Source organism: Mycobacterium sp. Root265 (genome assembly GCF_001428895.1).
Taxonomy (GTDB): Bacteria; Actinomycetota; Actinomycetes; order Mycobacteriales; family Mycobacteriaceae; genus Mycobacterium.
This window is the reverse complement of sequence record NZ_LMJA01000031.1, coordinates 310,555-330,576: the sequence shown is the minus strand read 5'-3', so window position 1 is coordinate 330,576 and position 20,022 is coordinate 310,555. Positions and strand designations below refer to the sequence as shown.

Below are 20,022 nucleotides of genomic sequence, written 5' to 3'. Positions count from 1 at the left end.
CCCACCCTTCGCTGGTTGCTAGCGAGGGAGAGGACAACTCGGATGCTCAACGATGGTGAAACGCGACAGTACACTCCGTCAGCGGGCGACTATCACCGCGTCCGCGAACTCACTGGTGGTGTACGTGCGACCGGTATCTGGCTTCAACAGCGCAGCGATACTCCGAATACCGTTGCGTGGGTTGATATGAGCACCATCTGCGTGTATCGCGTCGTGTAGGAATAGTTTCGCGATTGCTCTGCCCTATCGGGTTGGAGCTTTGTCGGTTGTGTCAGTTCTGTCAGTGACACATGGTCGGGTGGCGCCTGTCCGCTAGGCGCCACCCGACCGATGTGATGCTCTACGCTATGTCGCGTCTCGCTTCAGTCCAACGAAATCCGAATGCTCCACAGCACACGCAGAGCTCTTCGAAGTCGATGCTTGGACTCGCGGACAGCGCACCGAAGAGCATACCGAAATGCATCTCGATCTTGTCGACCGTACTTTTAAAGTGCTCACACAAGTACTCGATGAGTTCATCGGGACGTACCGGGTCATCACTGCTCTCGTCCGTGGTGTTGTGGATGAAATCCTTTGCGGTGAAGAAGAGTTCACGGACTCCCACGTGGCCACCAGCATCGCTCATTGCTAGGTCGTTCGCGAACTCATTTGCTGGGTAGTAGATCTCGCCCGTGCAGTGCTTGAGAAGCTCCTTGTAATCCATCATTGTGCTACCTTCCGTTTGTTATTGTTTCCTTCTTCCGGTGGGCGCCGGATGAAGATTGGGGGGTTACGCATTGCCGTCCGTGACATACGGCAACGCGCTGACAGAACTGTCAGAACTGACAGAACTGCTATGCCGCAGGGCGGTTGAACAAGTACTGAGGCGACCTCGGCCGACCGCGGGCACGCTCCGGGGCCGGCAGCCGCAGCAGATGTCGATGCTGAACCAGGCACTCTATGGCAGAGACGAGTTCAGCCTTGGTCTTGAAACTTTGGGCGAGTCGCTGCATGTCACGCTGATCGACCACCTCCTCACCGAGCTCAACGAGGCGCCTCAGAAGGTAGGCGGCCTTCGCGACCTCGGGGTCTGCACCGATCTCGGTGAAAACTTGAATGGCACAAGCCTTGTAGTAGATCGCCATGCGTTCCGCGCGAGATACCGTGTCAGCGTCGACGAGCTGTTGGACGCTACCGTGGTGGCCGTGCTTGGCCATGTGGATGAGACCTGCGATGCGCGCCGTCGCACCAGCATATTTGGCGCCCCAGTCGGCGAGGCCTGCAAGTTCGCCTTTGCCGACGAGGGTGGGTTCGGCCGCACGCTCGATCGCCGTGAAGGCTGCCTGCGCGAACTCGTCTAGGCGGATCACAGCTGGCGTTCCGCTGCGCCGCAACGTCCCGTCGATCAGAGTGGTGATGAAACGCGAGTAATCATCGAGCACCTTGGCGGGAACGGGGGAAGGCGCGATCTCCCGCCGTCCGACGCGCGACGTCAAGTAAGCGTAGAGGAAGCGAGCCAGTAACCCACGCCCGCGAAAGCCCGGAGTCGACGCGATGGCCTCAACGACGGCGGGTTGGATCATCAGTCCGAGCGTCAGCGCTGGGCTCGGGATGCGTTCTGCCGGGCGCCCCTTCCGGTCCACCTTCACGGTGTCTCCGGAATGGCCCTTCAGCCAAATGTCCATGTTCGGGATTGAGGTATAGCGGCCCGCCATGATGTCGAAGATGCCGCCTTCGGCCGAGATGATGGCGAGACGGCCGCCCTGATCAGCCAGTGCACTCACGGCCGCTTCGGGCGTGATGTCGTCCGCAACGATCAGAGGCACTGGTGGGATGGTGATGCTCTTTGCATAGTTGTCAGCGCTAATCGCATTCGCTAACGCGGCATCTGTGCCTTCGTTCGCAGCGGCATTCAGCATCCGTTCGGCCACCTTCACCGCGACCTTCTGGCGGGTGCTTGTCTCGTCACGGTGTGCAGACGTGCGCTCGACGAGAACTGCTTCGTACTCACGCAGGGGCCGTGTCATGGCAGCCTGGACACTGGATTTACGCTCGCCGGGATTCGCGATGGACGCGGTGTACAGGCACAGCGGTTCGCGCCATCCGGGCCGTACCTGAATCTCTGCCCGTCCGCCGACGCACGCCGCGAGTACGGTGAGCGCCGACGTGGCCGCCATTGCCGGATCGGTTTGAGTCGCCTCAGCCAGCGCCTCGACCATCTCGGCGATGGGTCCCGGAAACGCATCAACAGGAAAGCCTGGGATCGCCGCCTGCCCGGAATTGAGCGGGATGGGTGCAACGTTGTCGTCGAGGCCATGCTCGGCCGGGCTGGCCGCATCGGTGCTGCTGGCTGTGTCGTACAGAGTCATAACAGTGAGTCCTGATTGGTCGTGGGTCGGAGATGGTCGGTGGTGATGAACGATTAGGCGGCGTCGGCCGAGCCGTCGTCGAGGGAGCTGATGTAGTCGATCAGTGCTGCTTCGGTGATCAGCCGTCGACTGCCAACCTTCACGGAGCGCAAATGACCTCGCTCGATCTCCAAGTAGATGGTGGAACGGCTCAGCCGCGTACGTGCGATCACGTCCTTGATGCTGTTCAGGCGGAAGAGGTCGGTCATGGGGGTCTCCTGTTAGAGTGCTCCGATATGGAGCAAATTGGAAGCTTGAATGCGCCGATCTAGAGCCTAAGGTATGCTCCGTTATGCGTCAAGTGTCGAGAAGGAGTGATCCAATGCCGAGCATGAACGAAGAGGCGAAGGCCTATGAAGAGGACCTGGCGGGCCAGTTCGCGAAGGCGCTAAGTCGGAGACGCCGGGCGGTCAAGCTCACAGCCATCGAGCTGTCCCGGCGCACGGAGGAGCTCGGATATCCGATCAGTCGAGGGGCCATCGCAAAAATGGAGAGCAACTCGCGCGGCGGCAAGATCGACGTGGCAGAACTGCTCGTTTTGGCGGCTGCGTTGAAGATCCCGCCGGTGCTGATGCTTTTTCCGGATTTTCCTTACCGTGCGGCGCGCGTACTGCCGCAAGTGATAGCCGAAAGCAGTGAGGCGGTCGCCTGGTTGGCCGGTGAGGTGGTTTTCCCGCAGGACATCGATGCCCGACATAACAACTCTATTGATTCTGGCTTCAGATCACATGGAACTAAGCTCATTTCGGCGGATTTTGGTCTTAGGCGAGCTATGAGAGCTGAAGCTGACCTAACTGACCGTCTTCTCGAGTACCAACTTTCGGGAGCTAGTGATCTGGTCGCTATTACTCAACAGGCGATCGAAGTGAACAACCGTGAGCTTGCGCTGCGAAAACGCGAACTTGAGGAAGCTCTTGTTGACCTATGGGAGCCGGCTGAGGACCGAGTTCTTAAAATCCCGAGCGAAGCGTCCGTAGAAAGGATCAAGGAATGACGCGACAGCAACTGCCGCCGCAGATCAAGAAGCTCACAGTGAAGGACCGCTCGACCGGAAAACTTGTTGTGAGCTATCAGGTTACGGTTGACGTGGGCACGCATCCGACAACGGGTAAGCGCCAGCAGGCGAAGCGCCGGTTCCCGACGGAAAAGGCGGCGCGTTCTGCGCTGACGGAGCTTCAAGGTGCCCGAGTGAAGGGTGATTTCGTCACCCGTGCGACTACTTCGGTCGGCGAGGTGGTCGAGGCCTACGTCCTTGGGCGTCGAGGACTCCGGGAGTCGTCGCGGGCGAAACTGCAATACGACCTCGCGCCGCTGGTGGAACGCCATGGAATGCTTGCGGTTCAGAGACTTTCGAAGGCGCACGTCGATGGCCTCGTTAACGAGCTGGTAGCCGGCGGGACCGCAACTACGAAGGGGAGGACTCGCAAGCCGTGGTCGCCGTCGTCGGTTAATAAGTTCATCGCGACTGTCGAGCAGGTGCTTGAAGACGCCAGGAAGCAAGGGCTCGTGCCGCGGAACGTCGGAGCTTTGGTGGATCGACTGCCGATGGGTGACGTGCAGGTGGACACGTACACAGAACGCGAAGTCTGCGTCATCCTTGCCGCGATCGCTAACGATCGGCTGGGGCACGCGTGGGAGCTGGCGCTCTCAGGTCTACGTCGTGGCGAAGTTGCTGGGTTACGTTGGAGTGACGTCGATCTGGATTCCGGAACGCTGAAAATTGACAATAACAGGGTGTCGGCGGGCGGTCGCACGGTCGAAAACGCTCCGAAGTCAGCGGCGTCTAGGAGGACGCTGCCCTTGCCCGATCGGTTGGTGGCGGTTCTCCGCGCGGCGAAAGCCCGTCAGGCTGCCGAACGCCTGGCGCTTGGCGGGGGAGTATTCAAATACGTCGCGAGCAATGAAATGGGTGAACCATACTCGCCGGCTGTTTTGTCCCGATACTGGCGGGATCGCGTGAAAGCAGCTGGGGTACGCCACATTAAGTTGCACGGGGCGCGCCATACGTGCGCAACGTTGATGCACTTCCAGCAGGTACCGACGGCGGTGATCGCGGCCTGGGTAGGACATAAGGACGCAACGTTGACGATGAAGCTCTACGTGCACTCGCAGGATGAGGCCCTCAAGGCCGCCGGCGCGGCGCTGAATCGTCAGCTGCCGAGCCGCGATATGGCTTGAACGACATGTAGATTCGCCCCTTTGCGTTCAGTTGCGTTCTCGCCAAACACGTCGGGCCTAGTGGTGTTTGGACTTCTGTAACACCGCGGCTAGGACCGCCTTCTCATCAAGGCCACGATCACCGCCGAATACATCTAAGGCCATCGCCTTGATCGTCTCGATCGGGAGCCACGGAGGAGTGTCGGGATAGTCGCGTTCAAGCCCAACGATGGCCCACGTGTGAGAGTCTCGCTCCTCGCTCCAACCTGCACAGGAGACAACAATTGTCTCTAGTAACTCGGGGTTCGTTTCGAGAGCTTGGGACAAGCAATCCCGCACCTGTTCGTCTGAGGTCACGCGGGCGAACGCTTGCATCATTTGCCGGCCGTTTACATCGTTTCCAACCCAAGAGGTTTCGCTCGACCAATCCGATTCCGACCATAGACGGCGCAAGTTCTCGCGCGCGGCATGGGCGGGAGCATTTTCTCCGTCACCGCGAAGGGTGGCGGCCTGAAGTAGCGCAGCCGCGGCACATATTGGAAGCCGAGTCCTGTCGCGCTCCACTAGGTCGAGCAACTCTTCATCGCTCGCGTTCCTCGCAACTGACATAGCGAGGCTGGCTGTGGTGTCCAGTCCGATCGTCAAAAAGTGAAACGCGAACGGGATAGCCGCCGCTTGGCCGGTCGCCACTGCAACACTTTCGCGTAGCTCCGGGTTGTAGGGAAGATGGTCAACTCGTGAGAACGGTCGCGCTTCGTCAAGGAGGATCCGGTGGGCTGCGAGAGGATCTACCTCTGTTTGCTCGGCGGCGACGTGTTGGGGCTCTGGCAAGTCAACCTGCTCGCCGCGAGATGCCCGTCCTAGGTCGGTAGCGGATTGTTGAAGGGTGGCAATTGCGTCCTCAAATACGTTGTCCGCTTGCGGATCAGGGCCCCCTGACCATGTCGCAACGTTTTCGACCAGGTTGGTGATCGCCCGATCGAGCGCTTCGCACCACGGGGCCATCTGTGTTCGCGTGACGCGGACTGCCGCGATTTCGATCTGAGCTGACTCCGCCGCCGGCTGGACTTCAACAAGCGCGGCAGCTAGGGCAGCCTGAAGGCCTTCTTTTATGGGGAGAAGCTCCATGTATGAGGGTTGGAGGTACAGGGGATTTCCTTCGTCATCCCAAGCGGTGAAGGACTGCCGTGCCCGTTCGTTCGCCTGCTGCCATTTGCGAGACCAAGATCGAGCGGCGGTTCGGGTTCTAGTGGCAGCGAGCCGAAGTGCTTCAACCCGACGAGCCAACTCGACAATTGCCGGAGCGTGCAAAGCATCAAACGACTCGGACGCGACGAGCACTTCAGCCACCTCGTCGTCATTGATCGGCCAGTTGCGTTGAAGACGGTCGTACTCTGCGACCTGCGCGGCTTTCCACTCGCGAAGCGTTTCGGGTGGGAATAGCTCCGGAGCCTCGTCGATCTCGTACGAGTGCTCAATGCATAGCAGTACAAGATTGTCCAAGGCTCGATTTTCCTCGGGAGGCATGTCGATCCATCGCGCAGCTCCCTTGCGTCGTCCATGAATGTGTGCAACTCGACTGTTGAGTACCCGGTCGCCCGAGTCGTCGGTCAGTTTGTATAGCGGTCGAGTGCACTCTGGATGTGCGCAGCGAAAGGCGGACCCGTACAACTGTCGCACTGTCGACAGTGTCGGTCGTGGATACTCAGAGTCCGTCATGCGCACCTGTCCTTAAGTTGTCCCCACTACTCGCGTTTATCGTCGTGGGCTCATCCCGAAACCGCGGCGTCAAGGTTCGAGGCACCATCGCACATTACGGGGACACATGAGGGCGTGAGGGCGACGGTTCGCCCAGTCGGGTTCGGTTGCCACCACGACCCCGCACGGGGTAGTCCGCATGGCTTCTTGAAAGTCTTGCGAAATGCCTGGCGTCTCAACCTGCCTCAATTGGAGGTCGGCGGCGATGTTGCCTCTTGAGGGAATGGTTTACGGAGTTTTCATTGAATCCAAGTCGGCAAGTCGCGGGCAACCGAGACGGGTGGACCCGAAGGTAGAGATATGGCAAAGAAAAAGGACAAAACCCCGTTGGAGCTCCGCGGCCAGCTAATGCTGCAGATTGCTGCTGGGCGGTTCTTCCGCACTGGGGTCGAAATCAACGAACGTCTCCATCGTCGGACGGTGTACACCAACGCGGAGCTTTCCAGCAAGGAGCCTGTCGAGCTACCCGTCGGAACAGTCACCGCGTCGACCGAACGAGGAGAAGTGTCCACGGTTATGGTCGAAGCAACGGACCGCCTCGAAGCGACCTCTTGGGGCGGTGTTCCAGAGTTCCTGTTCGCGACAAATGGCGATGACCTAATTGACGACATCACGTATGTAACGACGTTTATGCTGAACCGTACTTTTTGTCGAAGCCACGACCAGGCGAATCGCCTTATTACATCTGACGGCGTGTCCCATCGCCGCCACACGGCAGCCAACTTGTTTCCCGGATTGTTTGAACCCTCGCAGATCGTTGCGGAGGGCGATTTAGTTTCATTAAAGGTGTTCATGGGTGACTTGATCGCACTCGATCGCGACAATTTCGCTCGTGTTATGCGAGTTATTCGCAATACAGTCGATGCGACGCGAACAGCAATTGACGACCCTACCGGTGCCTACACTGACATCGTTGCAGCGCTCGAATCGCTAGGTGAAGACAGTCTCACTACGCCAGCGACATGGGATAGGTACGACTCAGCTAAGCGCAAGATTATTGATGGAGCACTTAAGGACGTTGACAGTTCGGTCGTGGAGCGGGTGCGCGCAGCGGTCCTCGAAGCGGACAGGGCGGGCCTTAGGCGCCGCTTCATATCGTCCACATTGGCTCGCGTATCTCCCTCGTATTATCGCGCTGAATCCGTCAAGAGTGTGCAATCGCCCCGCGCGGCGGAACTTGAACGAATGTTGGCTATCGCTTACGACATTCGTTCACGACGTAGCCATGTTCTTCAAGATTTAGGCAGTGAAGCGTGGGTCTTCACCGACGGTGCTGAGACGACGTTCGAGGCGAACTTCGAGCGCATACTCACGCTCGCCGGGCTGTGGAGGCTAGTCCGGCACGTAGTGCGTCGATTCGTTGTCGACGCTCAAAAGGTTGGGTCAGAACCGTGGGACTACCGGGAAGCGTTGCCGGGACTGATTCGAGCTCAGCTCGCACCCCAGTACTGGATCGGTCAAGCTGAGGGATTCAACGTCAAGAGCGCGCCCCGTTGGTTCAATGGCGCTGCCGACGCCCTGATCGCCTGGCTATCGGACGAGGACGGCGACCGTTTTAACCTGACCGGCGTCATCGAGCGAATCGAGCAATTGGTGCCAGGGATGTCAGAAGGGGAGGCTAGGGACACTTTGGTGGCGATCCACGTTCTCTGGCATGAGTGGCTGCGCCCGGAAGACCACACCAGTAGCGCGAAGAAATTTATCGAGCGATATGGATCGTGCCTCGATCTCCCCACACCGCACGCCTTCGCCGTGGGTGTTCTCTCCAATCGTGAACTACCTGTTTGGAGCCCTGATGAGTGGGCGACCATGGCCGCGAGTCGCCACGCTGCGAGGCGCAAAGGCAAAGATTTGCCGCTGCCTGCGAAGGTCGATGCACTCTTGCAGCTTGAAGCCGCGGAACAATTGGAAGCTGCAGGGCGCCACGAGGAGGCAATCGTTCTTGCCGCAAACGCGGTCGAGGAATGTCCTGGTGACGTGAACTTGATCGCCTGGGAAGAACGGTTGCAGTCTGGGGAGCTCGCCCTCGATTTTGACGCGCACCTTTTCCTTCTCGGCAGGAGCGCCGACGTGGAGGGCAAGCCTTCCTCGGAAGCGGCACCCGAGTGAGGAGCGGACTGGGGCGGCGACCAGAGGGCCGCAATAGGTGTCTGGCTGCAACCTGATCGCTTAGTGGCGTGCAAGCGGGAGGCAGCCAGTTGAGGCGCAGTTGTGACATCGTGTGACACCGAGCAGTGGTGTTCGAACGCTTCGAACACCATTCATGCTGGTAAACCTGGAGCCGATGACGGGAATCGAACCCGCGTATTCAGCTTGGGAAGCTGATGTTCTGCCATTGAACTACATCGGCATGCTCGATCAGGAAGGCTAGCACCCAGTTCGCGCCAGTTCGTGAGTTGGGGGATCCATGAAACGTCTCGCCGCCACCACTGCAGCCGCGCTGGCCGTCATCACCGCACCGAGCGCAACAGCCACACCCGCCGAGGGCGACGTCGAACGCACCGACCTGGCCAGCGGCACCAGCTCCGAGCCGGTGCAGATCGACACCACCGGCCCGACCACGCTCTATGTCCAGGAACTGCTGCTGCACCCGCCGTCGAGCAGCGGCTGGCACACCCACCCGGGCCCGGAACACACCGTCATCACCGGTGGCACGGTGTCCATTCAGGCCGCCCAGCAGTGCGCGCCGACGCCCTATCTCGCCGGCCAGGCCATCTTCATTCCGGCGGGTGTGCCGCACATCGTGCGCAACGACAGCCCGCACGACGCCAACGCCGTCGTCACCTACACGCTGCCCGCCGATGCGCCCGTGCGCGTGGACGCGCCACCGGCATGCCCATGACCTGAGGCGGTTACGCTCGTCGCGTGCTGCTCTCCGATCGCGATATCCGCGCCGAGATCGCCGCGGGCCGGCTGGCGCTGGACCCGCACGATGACTCCCTCATCCAACCGTCGAGCATCGACGTGCGCCTGGACAGTCTGTTTCGGGTGTTCAACAACACCCGCTACACCCACATCGACCCGGCGCTGCGCCAGGACGATCTGACCACCCTGGTCGAGCCCAAGGAGGGTGAGCCGTTCGTGCTGCACCCCGGTGAGTTCGTACTCGGGTCGACGCTGGAGCGGTGCGCGCTGCCCGACGATCTGGCCGGCCGGCTGGAGGGCAAGTCCTCGCTGGGACGGCTCGGGCTGCTGACGCACTCGACGGCGGGATTCATCGACCCGGGGTTCTCCGGGCACATCACCCTGGAGCTGTCCAACGTCGCCAACCTCCCGATCACGCTGTGGCCGGGCATGAAGATCGGGCAGCTGTGCCTGCTGCGGCTGACCAGCCCGGCCGAGCATCCCTACGGCTCCTCGGCGGCCGGATCCAAGTACCAGGGGCAGCGCGGGCCGACCCCGTCGAAGTCCTATCTGAACTTCGTCAAACCCTGAACCCGAGTAGGGTTTATTTCGTGCTCTAGCTAACGCCGCCATGTGTAACGGAGGCGCTGCTCACGGCGATGAACTATCTAGTTGCCGGTTTGTGTCGAGTGCTCGGCGTCGACGAAATGAGCTACGTAGCAAACACTTTGGAGGGGTAAAGTGGACATCGTATTAGGTGTGTCGATGACACCTACCACGGTGCGCATGGTGCTGGTCGAAGGCGAGAAGGGCGACGGCGCGACCGTCGACCACGATGTCTTCGAGGTATCGGCATCGGGTGACTCAGCAACGCTCAACGCGGCCGATCAGGTCGTCCAGGCGGTGCTCGGAACCCAGGAGAGCGCGCAGGCCGGCGGACACCATCTGAAGTCGATCGGCGTCACCTGGACCGATCACACCGACGCCTCCGCGCTGCGCGAGGCGCTCGACGCGCACGGCATCACCGACGTGATGCTGGTGTCCGAACTGCACGCCGCCGGCGCACTGGCGCAGGCGGCCGGGCGCGCGGTCGGCTACAGCTCCACGGCCCTGCTGTTCCTCAACCGCGACACCGCCACCTTGTCGGTGGTGCGCGGTGACGACGGCTCGGTGGTCAAGGTGCTCAGCCGCAGCCTGCACAGCACCGACGCGATGGCCGTGCTCGCCGATATGGCCGCCGCGGTGGCCGGGCAGGACACCGCCCCGGAGGGCATGTTCATCGTCGGCTCCGGTGTCGACGTGGCCTCGGTCAAAGCGCACCTGAGCGATCTCGTCGACATCCCGGTCAGCGCGCCGGAGGAATCCGGACTGGCGCTGGCACGCGGCGCGGCCCTGGCCTCGGCCAGCGCGCCCGCCTTCGAGGCGTCCACCGTCGGGCTGGCCTACTCGCTGGACCCCGACGGTCCCACCGCGGGTTCGGTGCTCGCCGCAGCCGACACCCAGCTGGCCCCGGCCTCGGTCCCGAACTACGTCGACGTCCCCGACGATATCGCCGGCCTGGACGTGGAACCCGCGCCCGAGGGGCACAAACCCTTCCTCCTGGTCGGCAGCATGGCGTCGATCTTCGTGATCGGCGTCGTCGCACTGGCGGTCTCGTTGGCCGTGAGCATCCGCCCGACCGCCGATGAGCGGCCCGCCCCGGCGCGCGCTGCGGTGGCACCGAGCGTGCAGGCACCCCCGCCCGCCGCGGTGCCCGAGGCCCGTCCCGTGCAGCCCGCCCCGGCTCCGCCTCCGGCGGCGGCCGAGACCATCAAGGCGCCCATCCCCGTCGTGCAGCAGGCCCCGCAGCAGGCGCCGCGCCAGGTGTACGTCGAACGGGCTCCCGCGCCGCAGGCACCTGCCCCGGCTCCGGCGGCCCCGCCGCCGGCTCCGGCCCCGGTCGCGCCGCCCGTGGTCCCGCCGGTGTGGACACCGCCGGTGGTGCTGCCGCCGCCGGTGATCGTGCTGCCGCGCCCGCAGTGGCCGGTCTGGCGTCCGCCGTGGGAGCAGAAGCCGCAGCAGCCGCAGCGGCCCGACTATCCGGACTATGACGACGACGATTACCCGAATTACCCGCAGCAGCCGCAGCCTCCACAGCCGCAGCCGCAGCAGCCCAAACCGCAGCAACCGCAGTGGCCCTGGCCGACCGGCGGTAACGGTGGAAACGGTTCGGGCGGAGGCAATTCCGAGGGTTCTCGTGGTGACTCCGGTTCACGCAGTGACTACGGCCGCGGCGATTCCGGTGGCCGTGGCGGCGGCCCTGGGGGTCAGGGTGGCGGCGGCCAGGGCGGCAACTGCTTCCTGATCTTCTGCAACTGACATTTCGCCACAGGTCGGGCCGCGTCTTCGGGCGCGGCCCGATTTTTGACCTGCCCCGCTTTACGATCGGCAAGTAGATTACTTTACGATCGGCAAGTAGACCGGGAGTGGGGAGTGGGCCATGGACGCAGCGGGCACCCGCGCGCGGCTCATCGACGCCGCAATCGAACTCTTTCAGCAGCACAGCTTCGCCGGCACCTCGCTGCAGATGATTGCCGATGAACTCGGCCTCACCAAGGCCGCGATCTACTACCACTTCCGCTCCCGCGAGCAGCTGCTCACCGGAGTCGTCGAGCCGATCTTCCGGCAGCTGGAGACCGTCGTCGACGCCGCCGAGGGACTGCGCAGCGTGTCGGCCCGGGCGGACGCCGTGCTCTGCGGCTACGCCGAGATGGCGGTCCGACATCGCGCGCTGGTCTCCGTGCTCGGCGGTGACCCCAGCGTCATCCGCCAACTCAGCACCCAACCCGGCTGGGCCGAACTCATCGAACGACAGATGAGCCTGCTCGCCGACGTCGAACCCGGCCCCGGCGGACTGGTGAAGGCGGCCGTCGTGGTCGGCGGCATCGCCGGCGCCGTCGGGCCCGCCTGGATCAGCATCGACGACGACGACCTGCTCGGCCATCTGGTCGAGACCGGGCGACGGACGCTGGGCCTGCGTGCCCCGCGGCGTTCGCCCGCAACCGATTCCACGAAGGGAACCAGATGAAGACAGCAGTGGTCACGGGCGGCGGATCCGGTATCGGGCGGGCCATCGCGCAACGCCTGGCGGCCGACGGCTACAACGTCGCCACCCTCGATCTGAACGCTTCCGGCGAGGACTTCTCCTTCACGGCCGACGTGACCGACCGCGCCCAGGTCGACGCCGCACTGGACCAGATCCGCGAAAAGCTGGGCCCCGTGGCGATTCTGGTGAATTCGGCAGGCCTGGACGGCTTCAAGCAGTTCACCGACATCACCTTCGAGGAGTGGCAGCGGGTGATCAACGTGAACCTGCATGGCGTCTTCCACACGGTGCAGGCCGTCCTGCCCGACATGATCGACGCCGGCTGGGGGCGGATCGTGAACATCTCCTCCTCCAGCACGCATTCCGGTGTGCCGTTCATGAGCCACTACGTGTCGGCCAAGTCGGCGGTCAACGGCCTGACCAAATCGCTGGCCCTGGAATACGGCCAGTTCGGCATCACCGTCAATGCGGTGCCGCCGGGCTTCATCGACACCCCGATGCTGCGCGGCGCCGAAAGCCGGGGACTGCTGGGCGATATCAACGACACCATCGCCGCCACGCCGGTGCGGCGGATGGGCAGGCCCGAGGACATCGCCGCGGCATGCTCGTTCCTGATCTCGGAGGAAGCCGGCTACATCACCGGCCAGATCCTCGGCGTCAACGGCGGCCGCAACACCTAACGCGATGCCTGTTTGAGCATCCCGTCGAAGCCCTGCCACAGCAGCATGGACACCAGCTCGACGACCCGTTCACGGGGCACCTCGCGGTTCTCGTACCACCAGGTGGCCACCCCGTGGCAGGCCGACTGGGTGGCGCGCGCCAGGATCCACGCCGAATCGTCGAGGCTGATGCCCCGCACCGAGGTGGTGTCACCGGCGCCGAACCGGATCAGGTCGGCGATGGCCGCGGTGCCGCGGTCGGCGATCTCCTGGACCACCGCCGCGGTCTGTGGGTCGGCCGGGGGATCGCGGTGCAGGAAGCGCCACATGAACGGATCGGCCTCGACGAACGCGAAGTAGTTCGCGATGCTCGCGCGCACCAGTTCCTCGGCGCTGGCGCCTTCGACCCGGCGCAGCGAACGCTCCCGCAGTTGCTCGGCGTGCAGCTCCAGCACCGCGATGTGCAGCTCGCGCTTGGAACCGAAATGGTCGTAGAGCACCGAGGGCACCACGCCGGCGAGCTTGGCGATGTCCTGCATCTTGGCCTCGGCGAATCCGTGCTCGGCGAAGGCTTCGACGGCCGCATCGAGGATGCGGGCACGCCGCTGTGCCGCCGGGATCCGAGTCCTTGCCATACCGAATTGTAATTCGGTAGGCTGCCATCACAGTACCGAACCACGATTCGGTTTCCCGGCGGGCAGGAGCGAAGCGACCCGGGAATCAAAGGGGATGTCATGAAGCAAGGCCCGATTCAACAACGTCTGCACTGGCTGGCGATGCACGGCGTCATCCGCGGGATATCCAAGGTGTTCGCCCGCCGCGGCGATCCGCAGGGCCGGTTGATCGCCGACCTCTCGGTGCGGGCGGACCCGGTCGCGTTCACCGAGGAACTGCGCGCCCAAGGCCCCATCGTGAAGGCCCGCGTCGTCTACATGAGCGTCGACCACAAGATCTGCAGCGACGTGCTGCGCTCCGAGGACTTCCGCGTCATCGCGCTCGGATCCAATCTGCCCAAACCGTTGCAGTGGGTCATCGACCGCACCAAACCCGATGTGCTGCACCCCTTGCAGCCGCCGTCCATGCTGTCGGTGGAGGCGCCGGATCACACCCGCTACCGCAAGCTGGTGTCCTCGGTGTTCACCACCCGGGCCGTCGCCGCGCTGCGGGACAGGGTGCAGGACACCGCCAACCGGCTGCTCGACGACCTCGCCGACGAGGGCGGCACCGTCGACATTGTGGCGCGCTACTGCGGGCAACTGCCCGTCACCGTCATCGGCGACATCCTCGGGGTACCCGAAGACGCCCGTCCGCACATCCTGGAATTCGGCGAGCACGGCGCCGCAAGCCTGGACATCGGACTGACCTGGCCGCAGTACAAGGTGGTCAGCGGGGCCGTGCAGGGCTTCAACGACTGGCTGTCCGCGCATCTGGAGGAGCTGCGGCGCAATCCCGGTGATGACCTGATGAGCCAGATCATCCGCGCTTCGGAGGCCTCCGAGGAAGGGCCGCTGACGCAGCGCGAGCTGGTGGCCACCGCCGGGCTGGTGCTCGCTGCCGGCTTCGAGACCACGGTCAACCTGCTGGGTAGCGGGATCCGGCTGCTGCTGGAACACCCCGAGCACCTGCAGACGCTCGCCGAACGTCCCGAACTGTGGCCGACGGCCGTCGAGGAGATCCTGCGGCTGGAATCCCCGGTGCAGCTCAGCGCCCGCATCGCCGTCAAGGACGCCGAACTGGGGGGCATGCACGTGCCCGCGGGCGCCGGGATCCTGGTCTACATCTCCGGCGCCAACCGCGACCCGAACGTCTTCACCGATCCGCACCGCTTCGACATCGAACGCGACAACGCCGGCAGGCACCTGTCGTTCTCCGGCGGGCGGCACTTCTGCCTGGGCGCGGCGTTGGCCCGCGCCGAAGGCGAGGTCGGGCTGCGGACGTTCTTCGAGCGCTACCCGAACGCGCGGCTCGCCGGTGACGGCGCCCGCCGGGATACCCGGGTGCTGCGTGGGTGGTCCAGCCTGCCAATCGCCCTCGGCGACTCCCGCACCGCGCTACGGTCGTAGGCGTGGATTTCCGAGCCGCCCTGCTCGAGCAGACCAAGACCTTCGGTGACCTGATTCGCGACGCTGACCCGTCGACGCCGGTGCCGACCTGCGACGAGTGGACCTTGAAACAGTTGTTCCGCCATGTCGGACGCGGGAACCGTTGGTGCACACAGATAATCGCCGAGCGCCGCACCGAACCGTTGGACCCGCGCGAGGTGTCCAACGGTAAGCCGCCCGAGGACATCAACGAGGCCGTCGACTGGCTCAACGACGGTGCGCAGGCGCTCATCGACACCGTCGAACGGATCGGCCCGCACGCCAAGGTGTGGACCTTCGTCGGCCCGCACATCCCGGGCTGGTGGATCCGGCGCCGGGTGCACGAGCAGGCTGTGCACCGCGCCGACGCCGAGATGGCGCTGGGCAGGGAGTTCACCCTGCCCGCCGAGCTGGCCGCCGACGGTGTCAGTGAATGGATCGACCTGGCGACCGCACGGTATGCACCCATCGAACGCGGCCAGACGCTGCATCTGCACGCCACCGACGACGGCCTGGGCCCGACCGGCGAGTGGACCATCGTGCACGACGAGGACGGGGTGTCCTGGTCGCATGCGCACGGCAAGGGCGACGTGGCCGTGCGCGGGCCGGCCGTCGACCTGCTGATGGCCATCACCCGCAGACGCACCGCCGCCGACGCCGGCCTGGAGGTCCTGGGCGACGCCTCGGTATGGGACGGCTGGCTGGCCAACTCGCCGTTCTAAGGTTGCAGCATGAGCACCTCGGAAATCGCCACCGTCCTTGCCTGGCACGACGCGCTGAACGCCGGCGACAACGACACCCTGCTGGCCCTGTGCAGCGACGATGTCGAGGTCGGCGACTCGAACGGCGCGTTCCAGGGACACCAGGCCCTGCTGGACTGGGTGCAGAACTCCGGCCGCGGCGTCGTGGAGGTCGGCAGGCTCTACGTGCACGACGGCGTCGTCGTCGCCGAACAGACCGCCACCGGGGCCGACGGCGTGGCCGACGCATCGGCGTTCCGGGTCGTGCACGACCACGTCACCTCGGTGTTCCGGCACGAGACGCTGGAGGCAGCGCTGGCCGCGACGGGCCTGTCCGAACGGGATCTCGACACCTAGATGCGCGGCATCATCCTGGCCGGCGGATCTGGCACCCGGCTGCACCCGATCACCCGGGGGATCAGCAAGCAGCTGCTGCCGGTCTACGACAAGCCGCTGATCTACTACCCGCTGAGCACCCTGATGATGGCGGGCATCCGCGACATCCAGATCATCACGACCGGGCATGACGCTGCGGCGTTTCACCGGTTGCTCGGCGACGGTGCCGATCTCGGCATCAACCTGACCTACGCGGTGCAGGATGAACCCGACGGACTGGCGCAGGCCTTCGTCATCGGCGCCGATCACATCGGCAACGACACGGTGGCACTGGTGCTGGGCGACAACATCTTCTACGGTCCCGGGCTGGGTACCGGGCTGCGACGTTTCCAGAATGTCAGCGGCGGAGCCATTTTCGCGTACTGGGTGGCGAACCCGTCGGCCTACGGTGTGGTCGAGTTCGACGCCGACGGCAGGGCGCTGTCGCTCGAGGAGAAGCCGGCCAAACCGAAATCGCACTACGCGGTGCCCGGGCTGTACTTCTACGACAACGACGTGGTGGAGATCGCCCGGTCGCTGCAGAAGTCGGCGCGCGGTGAGTACGAGATCACCGAAATCAACCAGATCTATCTGCGCCAGGGCAGGCTGTCGGTGGAGACCCTGGCCCGCGGCACCGCCTGGCTGGACACCGGGACCTTCGATTCCCTACTGGACGCAAGCGATTTCGTGCGGACCATCGAGCAGCGCCAGGGCCTGAAGATCAGCGCCCCCGAAGAGGTGGCGTGGCGGCTGGGCTTCATCGACGACGAGCAGCTCGCCGAGCGGGCGCAGGGACTGCTCAAGTCCGGGTACGGGGCGTATCTGTTGGAGTTGCTGCAGCGGTAGGGGTCGAGAGCACCGCCGCGATCGCGGTCGTCAACGGCACCGACAGCGCCAGTGCGATACCGCCGACCGCGGAACGCGCGATCTCGATGGCCACGCTCTCGCTGACCAGCACATCACCCAGCGACCGGTTGGCCACGCTGAACAGCAGCAGCAAGGGCAGCGCGCTACCGGCGTAGGCGAGCACCAGGGTGTAGACGGTGCTGGCGATATGGTCGCGACCCACCCGCATCGCACCGAAGAAGACCGCACGCCGGGACTCGCTGTGCTCGGCGAGCTCGAAGGCCGTCGACGCCTGCGTCACGGTGACATCGTTGAGCACACCGAGCGAGCCGATGATGAACCCGGCCAGCAGCAGTCCGGTGATCGACACGCCGCCGAGATAGGTCGCGACGGCGTTGTTCTCCTCCTCGGACAACCCGGTCAGCTGCGTCAGTTCGATTGCCGCCCAGGACAACACGGTGGCAAGCACCAGTGAGGTCAAGGTACCGAGCAGGGCGGCGCTGGTACGCAGGCTGACGCCGTGCGCTAGGTAGAGCACGGCGTAGAGGATCAGCGACGAGGCCACCAGCGCGACCGGAATCGCGTCGGCGCCGTCGCGCAGCGCGGGCAGCATGAACACCACCAGCACCCCGAACGCGACGACGATACCGATCAGCGCCCGCAACCCGCGCCAGCCGGCGATCGCCACGACCACCACCGCGAAGGCGGCCGCCAGCGCCGCCAGCGGCCACGCGCGCTCGTAGTCGTAGAACGAGTAGGCCGTGGTGCCGGTGGGATCGACCGCGCGGGTGATCCGGATGTCGTCGCCGACCGCCAGCTGTGGCTGGCCGGGACCGCCGCTGAACTCCAGCAGGGTGTACGCCCCGGCGTTGGGTCCGGAGTTGATTGCGATGAACGCCTGGGTGCAGTGCGTGTCCGCGCCGGTGGTCGCGGCCGGCGGGGCGGTGATGACCACCCCTACCGATGGGCCCCCGCATTGGGCTGCGCTGACGGACTGCACCTGCCCGGCTTCGGTGCTGACGCTGCCGCCGGCCGAGCTCTGGAACGGCAGCGGGATGTCGACCTTCTGCTGGCTCGGCCACAACCACGCCGCGCCCGCCAGCGTCAGGACGCCGAGAGCGATCAGCAGTCCGACCACGATCCGGGCGGCCAACGGGCCCAGCGGTGCCGGACCGCTCAATGAGTGGGAATGCGAGTGTGCCACCGCAACAGCGTAGGCGGCGTCTCGGCTACTGCCGGTAGCTCACCAGGAAGTTGCCGAGACGTTCGATGGCGCTGGCCAGATCGCGCGACCACGGCAGCGTCACGATGCGCAGGTGATCCGGTGTGGGCCAGTTGAATCCGGTGCCCTGGGTCACCAGGATCTTCTCCTGCAGCAGCAGATCGAGCACCAGCTGCTCGTCGTCGTGGATGTCGTAGACCTCCGGATCGAGCCGGGGGAAGGCGTACAGCGCACCCTCGGGCTTGACGCAGGAGACACCGGGAATCTCGTTGAGCTTCGTCCAGGCGGTATCGCGCTGTTCGAGCAGCCGGCCACCGGGCAGCACCAGGTCGTCGATGCTCTGATGGCCGCCGAGGGCCACCTGAATCGCATGTTGGGCAGGCACATTCGGGCACAGCCGCATGTTGGCGAGCAGGTTGATGCCCTCCAGGAAGCTGCTTGCATGCTCCTTGGGTCCAGTGATCACCAGCCAGCCCGAGCGATATCCCGCCACCCGGTAGGCCTTGGACAGCCCGTTGAACGTCAGGCACAGCATGTCGGGTGCCAGCGTCGCCAGGCTGATGTGCTTGGCGTCGTCGTAGAGGATCTTGTCGTAGATCTCGTCGGCGAGCAGCAGCAGCTGATGCTTGCGCGCGAGTTCGACCATCTGCTCCAGGATTTCGCGGCTGTACACCGCGCCGGTCGGGTTGTTCGGGTTGATCACGACCAGCGCCTTGGTGCGGTCGGTGATCTTGGATTCCAGGTCGGCGATATCGGGATTCCAGCCCTGGGTCTCGTCGCACATGTAGTGCACCGGGGTGCCGCCGGCCAGCGCCGTGGACGCCGTCCACAGCGGGTAATCCGGTGCCGGGATCAGGACCTGGTCGCCGTTGTCGAGCAGGGCCTGCAAGGTCATGGTGATGAGCTCGGAGACGCCGTTGCCCAGAAAGACGTCGTCGACGTCGAACTTCGGGAAGCCCTCGACCAGCTCGTAGCGGGTGAACACGGCGCGGCGGGCCGGGATGATGCCCTTGGAGTCGGAGTAGCCCTGCGCGTGCGGCAGCGCACCGATGATGTCGCGCATGATCACATCGGGGGCCTCGAAGCCGAACGGCGCCGGGTTGCCGATGTTGAGCTTGAGGATGCGATGCCCCTCGGCCTCCAGACGGGAGGCCTGCTCGTGCACCGGGCCGCGGATCTCATAGAGAACGTCCTGCAGCTTGGTCGACTGAGCGAACGTCCGCGGGCGCGGCTGCTGGCTGGAATGCCACGTCTTGTCCGGCAGCTGATGGGTACTCACGGGCTCAAGTCTCCCACGGGTTCGCAAACCGATTTTCTGGCCGAAGTAACAATTCGACACCCGCGCCATAAATTGACGGGCATAACCGGTGCGTATCCGTGGTTTTTCGGTGGCGCGGTGCTATTTTCCGGATCATTATGACGTCGATAACACGTTCGCTGGGCGCGGCATTCGGGATCACTGTGGCTGTCGGTGTGGCATTCGCCGCCGCTGCGCAGGCTGAACCACCGCTGCTCAATGGCGCCTATTCCGGCGCGGAGGGTGACCCCGAGAACGTCTGGAACATCGCGAGTACCTGCGGGCCGGCCGGCTGCGCGGGGACCGTCGCCAGCAATGCGGGCTGGACAAGCCCGATGACGTTGACCAATGGCATCTGGTATTTCTCCGTCACCAAACCCGACGGATTCATTTGTCCGGACGGCAGTTTCCAGCCGGCCGTCATTTCGATGGAGGTCGACCCGGTGTCGCTGCGCGGCATCTTGTCCGCCGATTCCAATGGCGCGTGTCCGGGCGGAATCACCAGTGCGACGCCATTCCAGCTGAAACAGGTCTCCTGAACGAAGTTGCGCACATTCCGTAACGGTGAGCG

At 64.2% G+C, this 20,022-nt stretch carries 20 protein-coding genes and 1 tRNA gene; 13 read left to right on the top strand and 8 right to left on the bottom strand.

Going from position 1 to position 20,022, the window contains the following annotated elements:
• Positions 1-340: 340 nt before the first annotated feature.
• The 3 genes from ASE48_RS27455 to ASE48_RS27445 all read right to left on the bottom strand — a co-directional run bounded on the left by ASE48_RS27455 (position 341) and on the right by ASE48_RS27445 (position 2,596).
• Positions 341-706, bottom strand: a complete 366-nt coding sequence (locus ASE48_RS27455; RefSeq protein ID WP_057170327.1) for a hypothetical protein — start codon at positions 704-706, stop codon at positions 341-343.
• Positions 707-833: 127 nt separating this feature from the next.
• On the bottom strand, positions 834-2,348 hold the full coding sequence (locus ASE48_RS27450) for a YfjI family protein (protein WP_057170326.1): 1,515 nt from the start codon (positions 2,346-2,348) through the stop codon (positions 834-836).
• Positions 2,349-2,401: 53 nt separating this feature from the next.
• On the bottom strand, positions 2,402-2,596 hold the full coding sequence (locus ASE48_RS27445; RefSeq protein WP_057170325.1) for a helix-turn-helix domain-containing protein: 195 nt from the start codon (positions 2,594-2,596) through the stop codon (positions 2,402-2,404).
• 122 nt (positions 2,597-2,718) lie between these two features.
• Here ASE48_RS27445 and ASE48_RS27440 point away from each other — a divergent pair, with 122 nt between their 5' ends.
• Positions 2,719-3,381 (top strand): XRE family transcriptional regulator, encoded by a 663-nt coding sequence (locus tag ASE48_RS27440; RefSeq protein ID WP_156409400.1) that lies wholly within the window; start codon positions 2,719-2,721, stop codon positions 3,379-3,381.
• Positions 3,378-4,565 carry a tyrosine-type recombinase/integrase gene (locus ASE48_RS27435; protein ID WP_057170323.1) on the top strand — a complete coding sequence of 396 codons (1,188 nt, stop codon included), beginning with the start codon at positions 3,378-3,380 and terminating at the stop codon, positions 4,563-4,565. The genes ASE48_RS27440 and ASE48_RS27435 overlap by 4 nt, the downstream gene beginning before the upstream one ends.
• A 57-nt stretch (positions 4,566-4,622) precedes the next feature.
• Here ASE48_RS27435 and ASE48_RS27430 read toward each other — a convergent pair whose 3' ends face one another.
• Entirely contained in the window at positions 4,623-6,047 is a 1,425-nt protein-coding gene (locus ASE48_RS27430; protein ID WP_156409399.1) for a hypothetical protein, read from the bottom strand.
• A gap of 555 nt (positions 6,048-6,602) precedes the next feature.
• Here ASE48_RS27430 and ASE48_RS27425 point away from each other — a divergent pair.
• Complete coding sequence (locus ASE48_RS27425) at positions 6,603-8,411, top strand: hypothetical protein (RefSeq protein ID WP_057170321.1); 1,809 nt, start codon at positions 6,603-6,605, stop codon at positions 8,409-8,411.
• Positions 8,412-8,578: 167 nt separating this feature from the next.
• Here the strand turns inward: ASE48_RS27425 and ASE48_RS27420 are convergent.
• Positions 8,579-8,652: transfer RNA gene (locus ASE48_RS27420), tRNA-Gly, on the bottom strand.
• 57 nt (positions 8,653-8,709) lie between these two features.
• On the opposite strand from ASE48_RS27420, the gene ASE48_RS27415 reads away from it, so the two are divergent.
• From ASE48_RS27415 to ASE48_RS27395, 5 genes are all read left to right on the top strand, one after another.
• Complete coding sequence (locus tag ASE48_RS27415; RefSeq protein ID WP_057170320.1) at positions 8,710-9,144, top strand: cupin domain-containing protein; 435 nt, start codon at positions 8,710-8,712, stop codon at positions 9,142-9,144.
• Between the two features lie 23 nt (positions 9,145-9,167).
• On the top strand, positions 9,168-9,737 hold the full coding sequence (gene dcd, locus ASE48_RS27410; protein WP_057170319.1) for a dCTP deaminase: 570 nt from the start codon (positions 9,168-9,170) through the stop codon (positions 9,735-9,737).
• Positions 9,738-9,887: 150 nt separating this feature from the next.
• Positions 9,888-11,504 carry a DUF7159 family protein gene (locus ASE48_RS27405; RefSeq protein ID WP_082614452.1) on the top strand — a complete coding sequence of 539 codons (1,617 nt, stop codon included), beginning with the start codon at positions 9,888-9,890 and terminating at the stop codon, positions 11,502-11,504.
• A 121-nt stretch (positions 11,505-11,625) separates the two neighbouring features.
• Positions 11,626-12,213: a TetR/AcrR family transcriptional regulator gene (locus ASE48_RS27400; RefSeq protein ID WP_057170317.1), complete on the top strand. Its 588-nt coding sequence runs from the start codon at positions 11,626-11,628 to the stop codon at positions 12,211-12,213.
• A complete protein-coding gene (locus ASE48_RS27395; protein WP_057170316.1) occupies positions 12,210-12,911 on the top strand; it encodes an SDR family NAD(P)-dependent oxidoreductase in 702 nt (233 codons plus the stop codon). Before ASE48_RS27400 ends, ASE48_RS27395 begins: the two co-directional genes overlap by 4 nt.
• On the opposite strand, the gene ASE48_RS27390 is transcribed toward ASE48_RS27395, so the two are convergent.
• The gene (locus tag ASE48_RS27390) at positions 12,908-13,525 is read right to left on the bottom strand and encodes a TetR/AcrR family transcriptional regulator (RefSeq protein ID WP_057170315.1); all 618 of its coding nucleotides are present in this window, start codon (positions 13,523-13,525) and stop codon (positions 12,908-12,910) included. The genes ASE48_RS27395 and ASE48_RS27390 overlap by 4 nt on opposite strands.
• Before the next feature lie 99 nt (positions 13,526-13,624).
• On the opposite strand from ASE48_RS27390, the gene ASE48_RS27385 reads away from it, so the two are divergent.
• From ASE48_RS27385 to rfbA, 4 genes are read left to right on the top strand one after another with little or no spacing between them, the layout of a single operon-like run.
• Positions 13,625-14,953, top strand: a complete 1,329-nt coding sequence (locus tag ASE48_RS27385) for a cytochrome P450 (protein WP_057170314.1) — start codon at positions 13,625-13,627, stop codon at positions 14,951-14,953.
• Positions 14,954-14,955: 2 nt separating this feature from the next.
• Positions 14,956-15,693, top strand: a complete 738-nt coding sequence (locus tag ASE48_RS27380) for a maleylpyruvate isomerase family mycothiol-dependent enzyme (RefSeq protein WP_057170313.1) — start codon at positions 14,956-14,958, stop codon at positions 15,691-15,693.
• 9 nt (positions 15,694-15,702) lie between these two features.
• Positions 15,703-16,068 (top strand): nuclear transport factor 2 family protein, encoded by a 366-nt coding sequence (locus tag ASE48_RS27375; RefSeq protein WP_057170312.1) that lies wholly within the window; start codon positions 15,703-15,705, stop codon positions 16,066-16,068.
• Positions 16,069-16,932, top strand: a complete 864-nt coding sequence (gene rfbA / locus ASE48_RS27370; RefSeq protein WP_057170311.1) for a glucose-1-phosphate thymidylyltransferase RfbA — start codon at positions 16,069-16,071, stop codon at positions 16,930-16,932.
• On the opposite strand, the gene ASE48_RS27365 is transcribed toward rfbA, so the two are convergent.
• Positions 16,886-18,136: a YibE/F family protein gene (locus ASE48_RS27365; protein WP_057170310.1), complete on the bottom strand. Its 1,251-nt coding sequence runs from the start codon at positions 18,134-18,136 to the stop codon at positions 16,886-16,888. The genes rfbA and ASE48_RS27365 overlap by 47 nt on opposite strands.
• Positions 18,137-18,161: 25 nt before the next feature.
• A complete protein-coding gene (locus ASE48_RS27360; RefSeq protein WP_156409398.1) occupies positions 18,162-19,502 on the bottom strand; it encodes a pyridoxal phosphate-dependent aminotransferase in 1,341 nt (446 codons plus the stop codon).
• Between the two features lie 125 nt (positions 19,503-19,627).
• Between ASE48_RS27360 and ASE48_RS27355 the strand changes: the two genes are divergently transcribed.
• Complete coding sequence (locus tag ASE48_RS27355) at positions 19,628-19,990, top strand: hypothetical protein (RefSeq protein ID WP_235571585.1); 363 nt, start codon at positions 19,628-19,630, stop codon at positions 19,988-19,990.
• Positions 19,991-20,022: the final 32 nt, after the last annotated feature.

Bases quoted from the DNA above. Each gene is read 5' to 3' on its own strand.
- ASE48_RS27455 (WP_057170327.1), bottom strand. From the start codon at position 706: ATGATGGATTACAAGGAGCTTCTCAAGCACTGCACGGGCGAGATCTAC.
- ASE48_RS27450 (WP_057170326.1), bottom strand. From the start codon at position 2,348: ATGACTCTGTACGACACAGCCAGCAGCACCGATGCGGCCAGCCCGGCC.
- ASE48_RS27445 (WP_057170325.1), bottom strand. From the start codon at position 2,596: ATGACCGACCTCTTCCGCCTGAACAGCATCAAGGACGTGATCGCACGT.
- ASE48_RS27440 (WP_156409400.1), top strand. From the start codon at position 2,719: ATGAACGAAGAGGCGAAGGCCTATGAAGAGGACCTGGCGGGCCAGTTC.
- ASE48_RS27435 (WP_057170323.1), top strand. From the start codon at position 3,378: ATGACGCGACAGCAACTGCCGCCGCAGATCAAGAAGCTCACAGTGAAG.
- ASE48_RS27425 (WP_057170321.1), top strand. From the start codon at position 6,603: ATGGCAAAGAAAAAGGACAAAACCCCGTTGGAGCTCCGCGGCCAGCTA.
- ASE48_RS27415 (WP_057170320.1), top strand. From the start codon at position 8,710: ATGAAACGTCTCGCCGCCACCACTGCAGCCGCGCTGGCCGTCATCACC.
- ASE48_RS27400 (WP_057170317.1), top strand. From the start codon at position 11,626: ATGGACGCAGCGGGCACCCGCGCGCGGCTCATCGACGCCGCAATCGAA.
- ASE48_RS27395 (WP_057170316.1), top strand. From the start codon at position 12,210: ATGAAGACAGCAGTGGTCACGGGCGGCGGATCCGGTATCGGGCGGGCC.
- ASE48_RS27390 (WP_057170315.1), bottom strand. From the start codon at position 13,525: ATGGCAAGGACTCGGATCCCGGCGGCACAGCGGCGTGCCCGCATCCTC.
- ASE48_RS27385 (WP_057170314.1), top strand. From the start codon at position 13,625: ATGAAGCAAGGCCCGATTCAACAACGTCTGCACTGGCTGGCGATGCAC.
- ASE48_RS27375 (WP_057170312.1), top strand. From the start codon at position 15,703: ATGAGCACCTCGGAAATCGCCACCGTCCTTGCCTGGCACGACGCGCTG.
- rfbA (WP_057170311.1), top strand. From the start codon at position 16,069: ATGCGCGGCATCATCCTGGCCGGCGGATCTGGCACCCGGCTGCACCCG.
- ASE48_RS27360 (WP_156409398.1), bottom strand. From the start codon at position 19,502: ATGGCGCGGGTGTCGAATTGTTACTTCGGCCAGAAAATCGGTTTGCGA.